Annotated in this window: 1 protein-coding gene (running past one end of the window); it reads right to left on the bottom strand. The window is 69.9% G+C overall.

Going from position 1 to position 19,402, the window contains the following annotated elements; translation table 11 throughout:
• Positions 1–19,402, bottom strand: partial view of a scabin-related ADP-ribosyltransferase gene (locus tag E1288_RS33875; protein ID WP_132492570.1) — the 3' portion only. 15,704 nt of this gene lie beyond the right edge of the window; only the last 19,402 of its 35,106 coding nucleotides appear in the window; its start codon lies beyond the right edge, outside the window; it ends in the stop codon at positions 1–3.

The raw sequence follows: 19,402 nt of genomic DNA on the forward strand, positions 1-19,402 counted from the left end.
CTACCGCTCGTCCATTTCATCGTCGCCGTCCCGGCCATGCTCGTCCGCGTCGCCGGCGACCGTTTCGCCGCCCGGGAACCTCCGCCACACGCCCCCGGGATCCAGCATGTTGAGCGCGAGGGCCGGTCCGCGCACCTCGGTTCCGTCCGGGCGGTAGCCGATCAGCTCGCCCTGATTGGTGTCGAGCTGCACGCTCTCATTGGTGGCGAACACGGGCTGGTGGAGGGACATGGCTGCCAGCGCCTGCTGGAAGTCGTACGCACTACCGCCCGGCTCGTTGAGCTCGCCGGCCAAGCACGCCATCAGCTGGAACGAAGTCGCCGTCGACGCCGCTTCCCGGAACGGGCGGAGGCTCGCGACGAGCAGCGCGAAATTGCGCCCGTCGATGTCCTCGCCCCGGTCGTCCTGACCAGCCACCATCACGTTGACCTCGAACTCATTCGCGTTGGCGTGAACGGTGATCTGGTAGGACTCCCGCTGAAGACCGTCGTGAACCCAGGGCGCCTCGTACTGGGCGAAGTTGGTCGTCTGCACAGCGGTTTCGATGTGCGGCAGATCCTCGTTCAGCACGACCGCGATGTCCCGGGCCGATCCCGCGCGTGCCCAGTCCAGGTCGCCGGCGATCGCCTGCTCACCGCTCATGAACGTGACCCCGATGTCCTCGCCGTTCGCCCCGACGAGCCGCGTCACCCGGACCTGCGCGGGAACCAATGGCCTGCCGTCCGCGGTGAAGATGCCGTGCGCGTGCGAGAACGAATGGTCGGTCAGCTGCGCGTCGTGCCGGCCACTCGAAAGGATCTCGCCGGTGGCCGCGTTGAGCGTCTGGTACGTGCCGTCGCGGTGGATCAGCTCCGCCAGCGACCCGTCGAAGGTGAAGCGGTGCAGCCGGCCATCCGGCAGTATCCCTGCATCCTGCCAGAACGTGCCGTCCGCCTGGGCGTCCGCGACGTCACGCAGGATCGAGTTCGGGTCACCCAGGATCGAGTCCACGTCACCCATCGCCTGAGCTCCGCTGGCGCCAGCGGGAGCCTGATCGAGATCTTCGCCCTCGTCGTCGGAATCGTCCTGCGCCTGACGCTCCACCGTGGCACTGGACTGCGGCGGTTCCTGGCCGGACAGGGCGCCCCAGATGTCATCGGACAGGCTCCGGCTCACGCTGGCCAGCGGCTCGCGCGGCGGGTCTTGTTCCTCCTGCTCGCGGCCCGTGGCCTGGCCATTCCCATCGCGCTGCACGACATCACCGTGGCCGTCGAACCGGCGCCACTTGCCACCGTCGACGACGCTGCTGGAAGCGCCGCTGCTCTGCGCGCTGGTAACGATCTTCTCGGTCGGGGCGTACATCGGGACGTCGCGGCCGGTGAAGCTCGCGCCGGCCCGCTGGAGCTGCCACGCGGCACCGTCCGGCCCGTCGAGATTCCCGGCCGAACAGCTGAAGAGCCCGAACGCTTCCGCCCCTTCGGACAAGGCATCCTGGAACACGCCGTACTTCTCGAGCACGACGGCGAGCGTCGTTCCGTCGACCCGGAGCCTCTGGTCGTTCCACTTCCCGTCCGGGGACGGCAGGTGGACCGCGAACGCTTCCGGCTTGCCGTGCGTGACGATGAAGAAGGCCTTCATCCCGTCCTGCACCCACGGTGTGGGCTTCGGCGTCAGGTCCGGCAGCAGCCGGGTCAGGCCGTGGTTCTGCTCCTTGGCCCACTGCTGGTAGAACGTGTTCTCCTTGTCGGGGAAGTACTCGTCGCCCTGGCGGTCGGTCATGAGCGAGACGCCGATGGTGTTCCCGTCGGCACCGGTCAGCCTGCTGATCCGGACCTCGCCCACGTCGAACGGGTGCAAGCCGCCGTCGAGTTCCTTGCCGAACAACCAGGTCTTGTGGAACATCGAGCCGCCGCGCTCGCCCGACTTCTCCGCGCTCCTGCCCAGCAGCAGCATCGAGCCCGGGGCCTTCCCCTCGCGGGCCTTGCGGAACAGCTCCGACTGCTCCACGAGCTTCCCGAAGTTCACGCGGTCGACCTGCACCGTCATGCCGTTGGCCAGCTTGACCTGGAACTTCTTCCCCTTGCCGCGCATCTCGACCACGAAGGGCCTGACGCCGTCCGGCAGGGGGCGGCCGATCAGCTTGCCGACACCGCCGTTCTCGGCCCACCCGAGGCTTTCCGCCACCTCACCGGGCTTGGTCTTGAAGGTGACGCCGATCGTCTCCGTGCCGTCCGCGCCGGTCCGCGTCAGCGGGGTGAACTCGACGTGGGCCGAGGAGAACGACACCTGCTTGCCCAGGTACGTGCCCGTGATGTCGTTCTCGCCCCGCTTGCCGAAGAACATCCGCCACTTCGACAACCGCTCGCCCCGGGCCTGCTTGTCCACCGCCGACGACGAACGGTCCCCGCCTCCACCACGGGCGTCCGGGTTGTCCGCGAGCTGACGGGTCCCCGGTTCGACACCTTCGAAGATGAGGTCCACCGGGAATCCGGAACCGTCGGCGAATTCCCGCAGGCCGGCGGCGAAGTCCCGGGCGGCCTGATCGCCGTCGCTCTCGTAGACCCGGCCGACCATCTGGACGTAGTCCTCGAACGCCCCGCCGGTCAAGATGTGGAGCCCGGCCTGGACCGCGATCATCCGAGCCACCGACGCGGTGCCGCCGTTCTCGCGCGGCGGCGGGCCAGGCTGCTCGGTGCCCGACGAGCCGTCCGGCCTGGCCATCGTCCCGGATCCGGAATCCATGTAGAACTGAACGTCTCGGGCCACCGTGTCTTTCGAGACTTCGTACGCGGATGCCCTTGCGATGGCCACATAGGTATGACCCTGCTGGAACAACTGCCGCCACCGCTGCAGCTCCGCGAGGCGCTCCGGCGTGCCCCGCCCCGGCAGGGGTTTCCGGCCTGCCGGAGTTCCGGCCGTCTCCTGGTGGGAACCGGACAGGTCAACGTCCACGAAGTCCAGATCCGCCAGCAGATCGACAGGACTGCCATCGATCTCGCTCGCCGACTCGTTCAACGGCGAGAACGCCGCATCGTGAGTCGTCCGCGCCTGCTTCGCGGGCGGGGCGTCCTGCTCGTCGGACGCCGGTCGCTTGGTTCCGCCCTCGCCGAAGGGCCTGGCGCTGGTCGATGCCTGGTCTGCCTGGGACGGCTGCGGCACGTCGGACGAGTCCCGTCCCCGGCCGAGCAGGCGGCCGCGCGGCGGGTAGAAGTCGGCGAAGTGCTCCGCCAAGCCGCGGGCGAACGCCAGGGCCGCCGTCGGGCCGTCCTCGCGCAGCACCTTGGCGATCATCGCCAGGTGCCGCCGTTCCAGGAGCCGGTCCGCCTCGGTCACGTCGAGGCTGAGCCGGTGCACGCCTGCCCGGCCGGCGATCCCCCGCACCTCGTCGGACGGCAGCGCATCGGGATTCCACTTGCCGTTGGTCGCCCATTCCTCCAGCGCGTCGAACCGCGCTTCCCAGCCGGACCGCTGGTCGACCGCGGCCCTCGTGTCGAGCCCGCGCAGATCCAGGCGCAGCTCCTTGATGATTCGCGCGAATCCCTTGGTGTCGGAGTCGACCAGAGCGCCCGCGAGGCGCTCGCGGAACGCCTGCAGCCGGGACTCGTCCACGGAAGGACTCCCACCATCGGCCTTGACTTCGGCGATCAACGCCCGGACCTCCAGTCGCACCAGCGACTTCACCACGGCCGCAGCATCCTTCTCCCGCTGCGACGGCCGCTTCTCCACCGAAGGCCCGCCGTCCTGGCGCGATTCCGGATCGGCATCCCGGCCGGAGGGCGTCGGCCGCTTCTTCCCGGAGTCCTGCGCCGACGAGGACTCGCCCGGGCCGTGCACGTTCGACTCCGGCCTGGCCCCGCCGAGCAGGCGGGCGTTGTCGTCGGGATCCGCCGGGATGTAGATCGCGTTGTCGTTGGCCGGAACGTTCTCCGACGCGACGACGTGCTGCTGCACCGGCCCGGCGACCAGGTCACCGATGCCGTCGCCGTCCAACCCACCAGCATCGGCCTGATCCGCCCAGGCGGCGAAGAACTCTTCGGGATCGATCTCCTCGATCTGGTGGTCATCGGCAGGTCGATCCTCGGACGCATCGCCGCTCGCCGCGGCGGCCGACGACTCGGCACCGGGCAGATCGACGTCCACCAGGTCCAGCTGCGCGATCCAGTCGCCGGAGCCGTCCCCGCCGAGATCGTCCACGCGATCCGTCAGCGGCGAGAACGCCCCGGCACCGAGCTCCCGGAACCGCTTCGCGGACTCGCCGGATTCGTGATCGGTGGCGCTCCGCTTGGCGGCACCAGCGCTGGCCTGTCCTTGCTGACCGGTGTTCTGGCTCGTCGGCGACTGCCCTCCGGCACGCTGCGCATCGCGTGTCCGCTCCTCGGCCACCACCTGTCTGATGTCGGCCTCGGAGAACCCGCTGAGCCTCGAGATCTCCGCGTACGAGATGTGCCGTCTCTGGCATCGCCGGACCAGCTCGGCCCTCCGATCCGGGTCGGCCAGCAATTCCCGCCGCTGCACCGGCGACAGATCCCGCATCAACCCCCAGTACCACGACGCACCGCCGACCAGGTTCCCATGGCTGTCTCGCTTGGCCCTTTCCTGCGGACTCGAAGCCTCTTTGATCAACGTCCTGATCTGGTCCTCGGAAAGACCGGTCGACGTCACGATCTCCTGGTAGGTGTCCTTCCCCTTCACCTTCCGCCGGTGAAGTCGGCGAGCCAGATCTGCCCGCTCATCGGGGTTGTCCAGCACGCTTTGCCGGCCCTCCGGGGACAAGCCCCGGAAGCGTCGCCAGTACCGCATCCCGTCGAGGATCGAAGCGCCCAGCGATCTGCCCGTCTGGTTCGACGTCCCGGCGTTGTCCAATCGCTGCGAATCCTGCGCCCGGTTCGGGAGCCCGCCGAACAGGCGGCCGCGCCGCGAATAGAAACCGGAGAACTCCGCCAAGCCGCGGGCGAACGCCTTCGCGCCATGCTCGCCTTCCTGCTGCAGCACGTGCTGGATCATCGCCAGGTGTTCGCGGAACCGCTGCTCCTCCTGCCGGTGCCGCCGGCCCGCCTCGCCCTCGGTGCTGATGTTCAGCGCAGGCTGAACGCCCGTCGCCAGGGCGATCGCCAGCACCTCACCGGACGGAACCGCATAGGGGTTCCACTTGCCCTTAGCCAGCCACGCCAGCTGCTCCTGGAACCGCCGCTCCCACAAAGCCGCGGCGCTCAGCGGCGCGAACCCCGGGCTGTGCAGGAACGCCTGCTGCTTGGCGCCCTCGACGAATGCCGGCAGCGGTGCCGGCACGACGTCCCGAACGCCCGCCTCGAACTCCGCCGCGTTCTTGCCCAGGTACTCGAAGCCGTGGACGTTCTCGTAGCCGACCCCACCGGGGAGCGCGACCTCGAGTTCGTGCGGCTTCGCCGCGCTCGGCCCGAGCGTGCCGTTCACCCAGATCCCGCCGGGCACGAAGATGCGGTACCGCCAGCCCTTGCCGGACATGCTGATGTTGGACCGCAACGACGTGCTGACGTAGATCGACGCCTTGTTGTCGGCGACGTAGGACAGGAGGTTCGCGTTCTCCCCGCTCTTCGGCCAGAATCCGCCGGCCGACCGGATCTCGCTCGGCGGCCGCATGTCCGCGCGGTACACGTAGAGCGGCCCCTGCAGGTAGACCAGCTGCGCGGGAACCGCGTCCCGCAACGGCACCGACCGGTCGAGGGCGGCCGCGAGGGGGTCACCGGCTGGGGCGTACCGGCTGAGCCGGTTCGGCACGACCGCGTGCCATTCACCGATCCGGGTCGTGGCGAAGGCGTTCGCCCCGGGCTCCTTCGACAGGTACCAGTGGTAACTCCCGTCGAGCAGCTTCGCATGGACCGCCAGCCGGTCTTCGCCGCCGATCGGGGTGAGTTCGACATGACCGCCGAGGTCGGCGGTTCGCCGCCACAGCCCGTCCGAACTGACCTGGACGACCTGGTCACCGCGTGTCTCCGGGGCTCCCCACCGCTCGACCTCGGCGTGCTCGGGGATCTGGGTCAGCTTGACGTAGCGGGCCTTCTTCTGCGTCAGCTGGATGGCGTCCTCGCCGGGGAGGTCGTCCGGTTCCGCGAGGACGTCTTCCTGCACGACGTTCCCGGTGGCCTCGTCGAAACGGATGATCTTGCCGTACCCGGAACCGGCATCGCGCTGGTGGCGGAATTCGAGCTGTAGGCGGCCGCCCTCATCTCGGCTCCACGTCCCGAGGTGGGCCGCGCCGAGGCGGTCGACCAGCAGCACGCGGTCGCCGGTGGGGTCGAGCCGGAAGTGGCCGACCGGGTCCGTCGAGTTCTCGTGCCGGAACTCGGTGCGCTCCCCCCACACGGGGGTGTGCGCCACCGCGGACGCCAGGTCCTCCCCGGCGCGCGCCGCTGCGGCGGCCGAGGACTCGGCCACCTCCTGGGTACCGGTGGGTTCCGGCTGCCGCGTGCCGGCCGACGACGCGTCATCGCTCATCGGGGACGATTCGTCGAGAACGGCAACAGAATCCACTGTGGATCCCTGCGGCGGTCCGCCTTGCTCCCCGGTTTGCGTGGCGGTCGCGGCATCCTGCGACGTGGTGTTCTCGGGCGATGCGGAGGAAAAGTTCCCAGGCCACAACCGTGCTGCGCGCAGCAGGTCCTCCGGCGGAATCGGCTGCCAGCCGTCCTGTTCGCTCCGGGTTCCGAGCCCATCGACCAGTTCTTGCAGTTCGCCGGTCACGTGGCCCTCGAAGTGGCCGGTGGTCGCGAACGCCGCGAAATTCCGCAGCGCGCTTTCGACGGCTCCCTGGCCGGCCTGGACCGCCTGGAACTCGTGGAAGAAGATCCGGGTCAACTCGCCGGTGAGGCCGCCGAAGGCATTGCCCAGGCCGCGCGAGAGGTCGCTGAGCAGGAGGTGCTGGCCCATGCTGTCCAGCCGCAGCCCCAGGCCCCGGGTGTAGTTCACCGCACCCTCGAACGCCCTCGGCTCGCGCAGGCCGAGCCTGTCGAGCCCGCCGAGCATCCGATTCACCCAGTCGTCGTCCATGCGGCGGCGCAGCTCCGCCGAGAACAGCATCGCCAGGTCGCCCGGCCGCGCGTTGAGGACCAGGGAGGCATGGAGCAGAGCACCCGGATCGAGGTGGAAATCATTCGCGACCTGCGGAACCTCGGTGGGGATCCAGCCGAATCGCAGGGCGAAATCGACGAGCATGCCCGGGTGGAGCCCCAACTCGAGCAGGTCCTGCAGCGGCCGCACATCGCGGGAAGCGTCGAACCACTCCTGATCTGCCAGGATCTGCAGGCCCTGCTGCTCCAGCCATTGCTGGGAAGCATCAGCCTGGGACTGCTCCGCCTGCCGCGCGGCTCCCTCTTCCGCCGACGTGTTCGCGGCGTCGTCCGGGGTCGTCGGTTCCACGCCGACTCCCTGCAGGACCACCTGCTCGTCGCTGACCGACACCACCTGGAAGGTGGTGCCCGCCGGGATCCCGACTCGTCCGTCCAGCAACGAATGAGCCGACTGCAGGTTCGTCCCGTCCGGGGACCGGAACACGACCTTCGCGGTGCCCTCGCCGGGGGTGGCCGAGCCGAAGGCGGCGGTCGGCAGCCGGAGCTCGCCGCCGGGCCGCAGGTCGCCCAGCCAGCCCTCCCAGCGGATTTCACCGTGCACCTCATTGCCGTGGAACGGCGGGAACTCGCGCACGCCCTGGTTCACCAACGCCTCGACGAGCATCGCCCGCGTCCGCTGCCGCTGGAGATCGCCGGTGAAAGCCGGGTATGCCTCGTGGATCTGGCCCGAGGCGGCGTGGTTCGCCGCGACCAGCGCGGCGTCCAGCGGGCCGCCGCTGCCGAAGTCGGCAACCGCGTCATAAGCGTTGTAGAAGGCGTCTTCGAGCTCTTCGGAGCCCGTCCACATCCGCTGGTAGTTGGCGGCATCCAGATTCTGCGGCTCGAAGGCGTCCGTGACGCGCGCTTCGGCAAGCGCGGTGTCGTGCCACTCGTTCGCCCAGGCGATGTCCTCCACCAGCTGCTCCCGCAGCGCGGCCAGGTCACCGCTCAGCCGGGTGTAGAGGGCGACGCGGTCGTTGAAGCCACCGATCTCCAGGTACTGGTGCAGGGCGCCGGCGAGCTGGTTCAGCGCGATGAGGTCGGCGGCGTTGATCGAGTCGTCCGCCGCGAACGCCCGGACCAGGTCGAGCAACAGCCCCTCGTCGAAACCGCCACCGGCGCGCAGTTCCCGGAGGCGCTCCGGCGAGATGCCGAGCTCGAACGCGACCTGCTCGTCCAGGTCCTGAACGGCGTCGCGGATGGCCTCGACCAACGCGTCCTCGGTGGCCGGGTCCGGCGTGGTGCCCTCCGCCAGCATCTCCCCCGACCAGGCGCCGCGCCGCCCCAGGAGGTTGGTCAGCGTGATCATGCTGGTCAGGCTTTGGTCCGGCATCGAGTCGCCAGCCGCGCCCCGGTAGTTGGGGTTCACCACGTGCAGGTCCGGCAGGCCCTGGAACCGGGCGGAACGCAGGTGTTCGCCGCCGACCTCCAAGAACGCGATCTCCAGCTCGTGCGCCTTGTTCGTCGCCAGGCCCAGCGTGGCGTTGACGTCGATCCCGCCGTGCGGCGTCACGATCTCGGTCTGCCAGTGCGTGGTGTACTGGGAGAAGTCCGCCGCGCGCGAGGTCGAGACGTACATCGACTTGTAGTTGTTGTTCACGTACTGGGCGAGGTCCTGGTTCCGCCCCTCCACCAGGTTGTCGGGTCCGCTGTCGAGACCGTCGGCGGGCAACCAGTTCTCCGGGTTCTGCGAGCGGAAGCCGCCCGGGAAGTACTGCTCCGGGCTGCGCCCGTCCACCCGGTACAGGACTTGGCCGTCCGTCCGCCACATCGGCGGCGGGAAGATCCGGTCGGTGTGTCCCTGGTTCGCGGCGTCGCCGGGCGGCTGCGGACTCGCGGCTGGCGCGACCGGGTGGTGGCTGCCGACGTGGGTCGTCAGGAGGGCCGTCTCGGTGCCGCCGAACCAGTCGGTCAGATCGTTCCGGTAGAACTTGTACTCCGCCAGCAGGGCCGAGTCCTGGACCTGCCCGAACTCGGTGCGGAACTGGGACGGCCGGTGCAGCCGCCCGGTCATCTGCTCGCCGTGATTCCCCTCTTCGACCAGGTCGATCGTGATCCGGCCCTGCTCCCCGCCGGCCGTGCGGCGCCAGCGCCCGTCCGCGGACAGCTGCGTGACCGTGCCGTCGTCGGCGACGCTCGGCGCGCCCCAGCGCTCCGAGACCTGGCTCGGCGAGATGTTCTCCGGCGCCGGAATGTGTTCCAGGTGGATCGCGGTCACCTGGAACGCGTGGACACGACCGGTGGCGTCGATGTCCACGTGCTCGTCCGCGGCGAAGGACAGCCTGGTGATGCCGCCGGGGCGGGGCGTCTGCGCGGTCACCAGGTGCGCGGCGCCCAGGACGTCGATCAGCAGGGTGTGCCCGTTGCCGGACAGCAGGATCCCGACGTCGAGCGGCTCGCCGTTGTCGGCGCGGCTCAGCCCGCCCTGCCAGCCGCCCGAGGTCTCCTCAGTCGCCCCGGCGTTGTCGTCCACTGTGGAGTCTTGCAGCGCTTCCGACTGCGTGGCGGGCGTCGAATCGACGTGGGTCTGGGTCGCCTCCCCGTCGTCCGACGGCCGGTTCAGCGCCGCCATGAACTGGTCGACCAGCGAGCCGGCCGACGCGGACTCGTCGGCCGGGTCCTCGTTGCCGGTTTCGTCCTGCTGCGCCGCGAGTTCCTCGCCAGAGGTCGCCGAGTGGAGGCCGCCGTCGCCCGACTCCTCAGTGCTGTCCTGCTGGTAGGTGCTGTCCGAGGAGACGCTGGACGTGTCGTCGCCGGAGACCGCGACTTCCTCCAGCACGATCGGCTCGACGCTCGTCACGCGGAAGGCGCTGCCCGTCGGCGCCACCGGGTACCCGATCAGGCCGGTCTCGTGGAAGTGCAGCCAGCCGGCGGAGTGCGGCCGGATCGTCGCCTCGATCAGGTTCTCGTCCGCGATGCCGGGAGCGACCCACCGCGTCAGCGGCTCGCTCAGCACCAGCACGTCGTCCGGCTCCGGCGACGCGTCCAGCCTCACCGGGACCCGCATGTCGAGAACCGGGCCGTTGTACTGCGGGGAGCGCCGGATACCGGCGTCGACCACCGCCGCCACGACCAGGGCCGCCGGGTCGCCGCCGCGGTGCCGCGCCCAGAAGTCCGGGACGACGTCCTCGATCAGGCCGTCGGCGTACATCGCGGCCGCGACCAGCTCGGTGACCTCCCCGTCGGTCGCATCGGGGTGGTCCACCCTCGTGGATCGCGCATACGCCTCGAACCGCGTCGGGTGCGCGTGCGCCTGGAAGAACGCCCGGTCCAGGTCTCCGGTGCCGCCCTGGATGCGGTTCGCGGCCGTCGGCTGGTGCCACTCCTGCATCCACTGCTGGAGCCGCGCCAGCTGCTCGGTCGCCGCCGGCCTGGACTGCGAGTGGAGCTCGGACAGCAGCGGACCGGCGAAGACGTGCAGGTCCAGCAGCCCGGGCAGCGCGTCGCCGCCCAGCCTGAGGTGGTCGGCCAGGGTCAGCAGCTCGTAGGGGTTCGCGTCCGCCTCGACCGCCTTCGCGCGGAGCTCGCCGAGCTCGTCGAGGCCGCTTTCGTACCAGTCGCGCAGGGTGTCGGGGATGTCCTCCCGTCCCTGGAGTCCGGCGGCCAGCTCGGGCAGCGGAATCCGGTTCGCCACCTGGCATTCCAGCAGCAGTCGGCGGGATTCCGGCCCGAGCCCGTGCCGGTCCGCGAGGTCGACCAGGCCTCCGGCGTCGAAGCCCGGGACGGTCCGCTGGACCAGCGTGAGCCGGTCGGGAGTCACGTTCAGCTGGCGGGCCCGCCACGCCTCGACGTGACGCGGATCGGCGCCGTCGAGGGAACGACCGCGCGCCTCCAGGTACCGGCCGAAGTCGGCCAACTCCTGGGGCCGGACGCCGTAGCGGGCGGCGTTGATCACTGCGGCCAGGCCGTTCCGCAGGGTGGCGCCCCAGCCGCGCGGGGTGCCCACTCGGCCGACGCCGTCCAGGCCGGGCAGTTCGACGCTCTGGTCGCGCAGTCTGGCGGTGAAGCCCCGCAGCCAGTCCGCGTCGCGGGTCAGCAGGACGTCCGCCGCCGCGGCAGGGTTTCGGTGGCCCGCCAGGCTGTGCATTTCGCGCAGTTCGGCGCCGAACGCGTCGAGCACGGCGGGCTGCACCCGGAGTGCGCGGGCGACCCCGAGCAGGAATCCGGCCTCCTGCGGCGGGATGCCGTTCCGCGCCGCGATGTCGCGCAGCTCGGTGGGCACCCGGTGGAGCAGCTGCGCCGAGTACGACCGCAGCACCGGGTCTCCCGCCGGGAGCCCGAGGTCTGCCGCGAGCTGCGCCAGCCGCACGAACGCGTCGTTGCCGAGGGTCTCGCGCGTCGAGTCGTACTGCTGGCCGGTCATCTGGTCCAGGAGCGCGTGGGCCTGGCCGTCGAAGGGCCGCCAGCCGTGGGCGGCGACGAGTTCGTCCCAGGCCAGCAGGCCGTCGCCGAGCGGCTGGGACCGGAAGTCCGCGAACCCGTTGATGCCCGCGCCCTGGATGAACCACATGGTGTTGAGCACCGACAGCGGGTCGCGGCGTGCGCCGTCCGCTTCGCCTTGGGCGATGTGGTCGACCATGTTGAACAGCCAGTTCCGGTCCACCTTGGAGGTCTGGCCCAGCAGCACCGCGATGTCCCGGAGCTGGGCCACGAACGTCGCGACCTGGTCGGCGTCTCCGGCCATCGCGTCCAGTGCCGGGAAGAACGGCCGCAGGAGTTCGGGGCTGATCAGTCCCAGCTCCTGCGCGGCGGTGTCCCTCGCCGCGAGCGCCTCCGGAGTTCCGTCCTCGGCCGTCCCGTACTCGGTCGAGTACGCCGGTGGGTCGTCGGACCCGGTGTCGTGTTCGGTCGAGTAGGACGGCAGCGCGCCGTGCTGCGGGTCGTTCTCCGAGTAGGCCGGGAACGTGCTCGCCAAGGGCTGCTCCGGCTCGGTCGGCGTCGCCGCCGGGTCCGGCTCGCCGACTCCGTTGTCCTCATTGGACTGTTCGGTTTCCGGTGCCTGGTCGGGCGAGGAATCCTGCCGCCACTGCTGCACCAGGTCGGCCAGCCGGCCGTCCGCCAGCGCGAGCAGGGTGCCCTGCGCGCCATGCTCCCCGGCGAAGGCCGCGAAGGCCGGGTAGTCCAGGAACTCGATGCCGTGACGTTCCAGCATCGAGGCGAACTGCCTGAACTGCCCTTCGAACTCGCCCGGTTCGATCGCGTACCTCGGCAGCCCGGCGTTGAACAGTTCCAGGGTGATCTGCTGGATGTTCTGCCCCTGCCGCAGCGCAGGCACGACGAGCAGGGCCTCGTGCGGGCCGATCATCAGGTCCTGGGCCGCCCTCGCGAGCGCGGCCGGTGCCATCTGCGCGGTCGCCGCGGCCTCGGCCAGGCCGGTCGGGATGCGGCCGAGATCGTTGAACCAGCGCAGGAGGTGGCGCATCCCCCGGGAATCCGGGGCGACCCCGACCGCGCGCATCACCTGCAGCGCGTCTTCGGCGCGGAACCACGGGGCCGCCAGCTGGTCGTGCAGGCTGCTGTGCAGGCCCTTCGCGATGAGCGTCCCGTCCACCGCGTCGGCCAGGCGCAGTCGCGGCGACCGCTCGTCGCCTGCGCCGGTCTCCGGCGACAGGATCGAGCCGATCCGCGCCGTCACCAGCAGGCTCGGGTGGACGCCGGCGCGGGTGGCGACCTGCAGCACGGCCTGCTGCGACGCGTCGAGCTGCTCTGCGACGGCCGACACCGCCTGCGCGATGTCCGCGTGGTCGTGGGAAGTCGCGTAGCGGCCCAGGGGCAGCCGGTCCTCGGCATCGAGCTCCAGCGAGTGGGCCAGCGCCGCGAAACCGATCGCCTGCTGCGAGGAGATCTCGGCATCGGGGCCGAGGCCCAGTAGCCAGCGTGCGACGAGCTCGCGCGCCGAGTCCGTCCCGGCGGAGGCGAGGTCCTGCGGTGTGCGGCCGGCGTCGGCGAGGTACTCGGTGAACCGCGCCAGCGCGGCGCCGTCCAGGGGCGCGAGGCCGGTGAACCAGGACTGGTGCTCGGCGTCTAGACCGTGCTCCCGCAGCAACCGGATCTTGGGTCCGTCGGTGCCGTAGTCGGGCAGCGCCGAGAAGTCGACGTCGCCGGTCTCGACCTCGGCCAGCTCTGGCCGGTACGTGCCGGTCGCGTTCTCCTCCGGCGCGGGCGTCGGCTCCTGCTGGTCGCCACCGTCGGCCGCCGAAACGGCACTATGATCCACTATGGACGGTTCTGCGCCGGGGTTGAGGGCCGCCTCCATGGCGCCGACCAGGCCATGGTTCGCGTTGCCGGTGCCCTGCTCCTCCCCGGTGGTGTTCTGGTTCGCAACCGCGTTCTTCGGAGCGTTCTGGACCGGCGAGTCCTGCTGTCCGGACGGCGTGGGTGTGATCCAGTTGCCCCCGCCGAGGCTGAGACTGCGCGGCGCATCCCGGTTGACCAGCTGGCTGACGTCGAAACCGTCCCGCAGCATCTGCTCCAGGTGGACCGACCGGAACTGGCCCGGCGCGACCGGTACCCCGGGCGTGTTCAGCAGCCAGCTCGCGATCAGCGACCGCAGGCGGTGGCCTCGGGGGCGGAGGAGGATTTCGAGCCCGTCGAACAAGCCCGGCCCGCCGCGCAGCAGGTGTCCCCAGCGGCCCAAGCGCTCACCGGCACGCGCCCCGGCCACGGTCAGGCCGTGCTCGCCCAGGTACGACCGGAAGGATTCGAGGTCGCTCAAGCCCAGCCGCTCTTCCCGGCCAAGCAGCCTCAGTCGGTCGCGGAAGATCTCCAGGTCTGCGGGCCGGAGTCCGAAGTCGGCGAGCACCTTCGCGCGGGCGCCGGCCTGCTCGTCCCCGTCGTTGACGGAGACGAGCAGGTCGAGGTCCGCGTCGGCGAGCCGCTGTTCCCGGGCCGCGCCGGCGCTGGAGGACTCCGCGGGGTGGCCGCCCAGGTCGAGGCCGGAGTTCGGCGAGCCCGGCTCGAAACGCGCGCCACCCGGCAGCCCACCGCTGCTTGGGAGCAAATGCTTCTTGATTTCCGGCAGCAGGTCCTTCACGACCTGCGCCATCTTGTCCCGATTTCCGTCTCCGTAGGCCTTTTTATAAGCGTTCAGGAAGTCGCCGCGGATCCAGTCCAGCATGAGCGGGCGGAAATTCGTCCCGGATTTCTTGGCCTCGCCCAGGACCGCCCGGTACAGCTCGTCAGCCGCGTCCTCGACCCTGTCCTCGACGCCGCCGGAGGCGATCACATCGCCGGTGTCAGCGTTGCGCAGGTAGTAAAGGCCGTCTTCGCCGATGGTGTGCTCCAGCCGCGCTTCCGGCTGGGACTGTTGCCCGGCAGCCGGAAGATGCGGCTGCTCCGCGTCGTCCTGCTGGTCGCCCTTGTTCTTGCCTGCCTTGTCAGCGGAGCCTTCCTTGTCGACGGAAAGCCCGGCGTCGTCGTGCGAGTGCTCGGCCGGCTGGGTGTCCTCGTCTCCGCCGGTCTTGCCCGGCGTTGCGGACTCTTCGGTCTGCGGCTGCTCCGTGCGCCGCCACAGGACCTCACCCGTGGTGTTGTCGAGGATCTCCATGATGTCGCCGGCCGGGATCTCGCCGACGAACGCGACCTCACGCTCGGGGCGGAAGGTCATCGCCTGGATGTTGTGCGCGCGGAACGTCTTCACGACATCGATGCCAGGCTGGCTCGAACTAATGGTGTAGCGGTACTTGCGCCCCAGGTATGCGAAGTCCGGGTCGGTCGTCGTCGACACGAACTGCTTACGGCCCTTGCTGAAGACGTGGTCTTTGAGCGTGCTGCCGGCGTTCCGGTCCACCGCGCGGAAGCCCTGCTCCTTCGGGGTCAAAGGCGTGGCATCGGGACCGAAGTGCGCCTGCAGGTCGTCATCGTTGAGCCACCGGTACACCACCCGGCCCGGATCGGTCAGCACAAAGCCGTTCTCGATGTCGTCGGCATGCAGCAGCTTCATCTTCTCGCCGCCGAAGGGCTGCTTGACCGGCTCGCCGGACAACTCCTCGTGGGCGAAACGAAGTTGCTTGGCCCACACCTCGACGGGGTCGATATCCCTCCCTAGGTTCTTCGCCACCCGGAGGAGGCCGGCCACCTTGTCGGACAAGATTCCTTCCGGATCTGCGGCCAGTTTCGCCAGTATGCCGACGGGCAACCCGAGCCGCTGCGAAACCTGCTCCTGGACCTCCACGAAACCACGCGGCGGCTCGGGCACGTCGTGCTGCGGAGCCCGCCCCACGGGCTGGCCGTGATCTTCGGAGTCTCCGATGTCTTCGACCTGCTCGGAGGCGTCAGCGTTCTGCGGAGTATTCGCCCCCTGGTTGTCATTGCCGGGCGAGGTGTTCCGGTCGTCCTCGTCGGACGTCGAAAGTTGATCGCTCTCCTGCTGGCCGGGCGAGACGCTCCCGTCGTCTTCATCGGTCAGCTGCGAGTAGTCGTCTTCACTCTGCTCAGATGTGTCGTCGGCCTGGCTGTGGTCCGATTCCTCGTCCTCGACCTGGGTCTCGTCCGGCGGACTATAGGCGGGCGGCGCATCGGTCGGTTCCTCGTACGGCGGGTTGTTCGCGGCATACGCCGGTACCGGGGCCTGGAAGTCCGCATCCTGCTGCGATCGGGGCCGGGTGATGCGGGCCCGGTCCGCGTACGCCTCCCATGCCGCCGGGCTGGTCAATCCGCCTTCGGCCATCCAGTTCCGCACCTGGTCGAGCCATTGAGACCGGTTCTCCAGCCCCAAGCCGGGATCCAGCGCTTCGACGGTCAAGTACGCGGCCAGGTGAAGCGGCTCGACACGGAGTTCCGCGGCTGCCCACAGCAGCGCCGCGGGATCCCATCCACCCCGCTTCGCCACCAACGGAAGCTCGTCGGGCACCCGGCCGATGGCACCGGTCAACTGCTCGAGCAATCCGGCATCCAGCCCGGAGTCGACAAGCCGGCGCAGGCGGGCGACGTTGCGGTCATGGAGGAGTCGCGTGTCCCCGGCTAGCTGCGGGAACGTCTGCTCCGCCCAATTCCGCTGCCGGGAGCCGCCATCGGCCAGCTGCTGCCACCAGTCGCGCGCGGCCCGAGACGCCCCACCCGTTGGCCTGGGGTTGGTCTGGTAGTACGCCTGGAAGCTCGCCAACTCACCGGGCCCGACCATCGGCAAGTGGCTCAACAAGCGCAGGTCAGTCGGCCGGAAGCCGGTCAGATCCAGCCATTCCCGGACGGTGCGCGCGGCGAGCTCGCCGGGCTTGGCGACCCCCGTCACCTTGCTGAGCCAGGACAGCCGCAGCTTCGGGTAGCTGTCGAGGGTGTGCGGGCTCACCTCGAGCTTCTGCGTGAAGTCGAGCAGCTCGGTCGGCCACATGCCCCACTTGGTCGCCAGCGGCAGGACGTAATGCGCGTTCGGGTTGGCGCGGAGCACACCGGCCATCTCGTTCACCAGCCGCGCGCGCCCCGCCCGGTCCAGCTCGGGGTTCATCGCGAAGCGCACCATGAGATCGAGGCTGGTGGATCCGAACCGGCCAGGCTCGACGCCGAGCCACCAGCTCGCGACCAGCGACCGCAGCCGGTTCCCACGGGAGTGCCCGAGGAACTTGACCGCTTGCCACGAGCTCAGGTCGCTGTTCGCCAGATGACCGAAGCGGCCGTAGCGCTCCGCGGCCCGCACCCCGTCCACCGTCAGATGGTGGCTCTTCAGGTAGGTCACGAACGATTCCAGTTCAGACCGGCTCAATCGCGGAACCTGCTGCAACCCAGGTTCTTCGAGCAATTCCTGGACGGCATCGAGGGTTTTCTCGTCGTGCTGGTGCAGATCCGGCTGCGCCGCACCGGTGGGCTGCGTGGCGGTATCGAGGCCGGCGAGTTCTGCGGAAATCCGGGCCCGGATCTGGTCTGCCCACGCGGTCTCCGGGTGGACGCCGGACTTCACCAGCTCGTTCACCGCTGCCTGGACGTCCAAACCCTGGGTGTAGGGCTCCAGCTCGGCCTCAGTGCGCCCCAGCCGAAGGGCTACCTGCCCACGCACATCGGCGAAACGCCACTCCGGCGGCCGCTTGGTGTCCCGCTGCGACTCGGTGCGCTGCTCCCAGGCGGCACCATCGAGGGAGGTCTCGGCCCGATCACCGTCCAGGTGGAGGCTGGAATTCTGCGAGTCCACGCGGCCAGGCGCACCACCCAGCAGCCCGTTCTTGGATTTCGCGAACTCCTTCCAGCGCTTCAAGCTCTCCTCTTCTTCGGAAGGCTTGACGTTTCGTATCGGTTGGAAAGCCGGCGACTCCGGTTCGAAGATCTCCGTGAACCGCAAAGTGTCTGTCGGGGTGTGCTGCGGGCGGTTCTGGCCCTCCGTCCCCTGTGGCGTGTTGCGGGGCAGGTGTTCCGCCTCGCCGGTGAGCTCATGGATGCCGGCCAGCAGGTCCGGCACCGAGTGGCGTCCCGGGGTCAGGCCCTGCTGCCAGCTGGCGACGAGCGCACGCATCCCGTAGCGCTCCGGGTCCTTCAGGATGGCGAGCTTCTGCCGGAAGCCCAGCCCGTCCTGCCCCAGCTGCCCGAGGCCGCCGAACCGCCGCGCGCCGCGCGCGGAGAGGTGGTGCTCGGTCAGGTAGCCCTGGAACGCGACCAGTTCCTTGTGGCGCAGCTGCTGGAGGCCCTGCTCGCGGAAGATTTCGAGGTCCGCCAGCACCAGCCCGAACTCGGCGAGCGCGATGCGGCGATCGGGCACCGACAGCGGGCGCAGCAGGTCGAGGTCGTGCACGTCGTCGTCGTGCACCGGCACGTCCCCGGGCTTCCACCAGCCCAGGTCTTCGGCTTCCTGCCTGGTGATCGTCACCGTCATGCCGCCCCGCCGGTAGGCGGAGTCCTGGAACGCCCGCGGGTCGTGGGCGCGCAGCTTCGACTTGGCGGTGACGGTGTACTCGACGTCCAGGTCGAACACCAGGCGGTCCTGCGGACCGAACTCGGTGCGGCCCTGCAGCTCGTTCGCGTTCGTCTCGTCCGTGCTGGCCCCCTCCTTCCCGGCCAGCGACGCATCGGCGTAGAAGAAGGCGGGATCCGGCGCGGTCGCCGCGCCCGCGCCCGGGGTCTGCCAGGCGAGCCGGGACTTCACGTCGGACTCGGCCTGCGACGTGATCTGACCGTGGAACCGCTCGTTGCGGGCCGTCCGGATCTCGACGCCCTTGTACCTGGGGTTGAAGACCCGCTGGTTCACCTGGGTGTCGACGTCGGTGGCGAAGGTCTTCTCCCCGAGCCGCATCCGGTGCCGGTGACCACGCCCCATGGCCGCCGCCAAACCGCCGGCGAGCTTCAGCTGGGCCTTGGCCTCGTCGATCTCGAGCTCGAGCGTCGTCACGTCCCGGACGTTCGTCCGCTCGCCGTCCAGCAATCCTCGAACGACCGCTTGGACGCCGCGGACCTTGCCGACGATCTCCGTGGCCCGCGGGTGGCCCCCCACGGTCTCTTCGAGGTTCGCGATGCCCGCCAAGGCGTCCCCGGCGTTCCGGATGCCCCTCGTCAGGCCCTTGACCTCCCGGCTGGTGCGCAGCGCGTTCTCGGCGCTCTTGATGTCCTTCAACGCTCGCTCGGCGTCCCGGATGGCCTGTCGTGCCCTGTCAACGGTGTTCTGGATGTCGCGCAGGGTCGCCTCGGCGTTCTGGATGTCCTGCAGCGCCTTCTCGACCTGCGCGTGAGATTCGGCGTCCTGGATGTCCTGGATGCTCCACCCGGTGTTCAAGGCGTGCTGCAGGGCCGTTCCAGCGTCCTGGACGGACTGCCCGAAAGCCTCGGCGCCCCCATCGCGTCCCAGCCGCGCCGCTGCCTCGCGGATGTTCTGCACGGCCGCCTCGACGCCCTGGACGACCTGCGCGAATTCGTCCCGCCCCGCGACGTCCTGGACGTTCCGCAGCCCCTCCGCCGCGTTGTGGATGCTCTGCACGACGGCCGCGACATTCTGGATGTTCTGCAGCGGAGTCTCGGCATCACGCATGCCCCGCAGTGCCTGCACGGCGCCCCGGATGCCCGTCGTCAGGCTCTTTGCTCCCCGGTAGTTCCGCAGCGCGTTCTCGGCGTCCTTGATGCTCTGCTCGGCCGTGAGCACGTGCTCGATGACCTGCGCGAGGCTGCGGCCGTCTCCCAGCCCCAGCATTCCGTCGCGGACGCCCTGCACGGCCGCCTCGACGTCCTGGACGGCTTGCTTGGTCGTGTCGGCCGACCGGATGTCCCGCAGGGCCGTCTCGACATTCCCGATGTCGCCGAGCGCCTTCCCCGCCTTGCGGATGCCGTCGAGGGCTCCCTTCAGGTCGCGGCCATCGTTGAGCAACGCCTTCGCGTTCGTGCTCATCAGCTGGTAGGACAGCCAGTTCCGCAGCTGCATCCGGCGCGGG

The organism is Saccharopolyspora elongata, from assembly GCF_004348985.1.
In the GTDB taxonomy this organism is placed as follows: Bacteria; Actinomycetota; Actinomycetes; order Mycobacteriales; family Pseudonocardiaceae; genus Saccharopolyspora; species Saccharopolyspora elongata.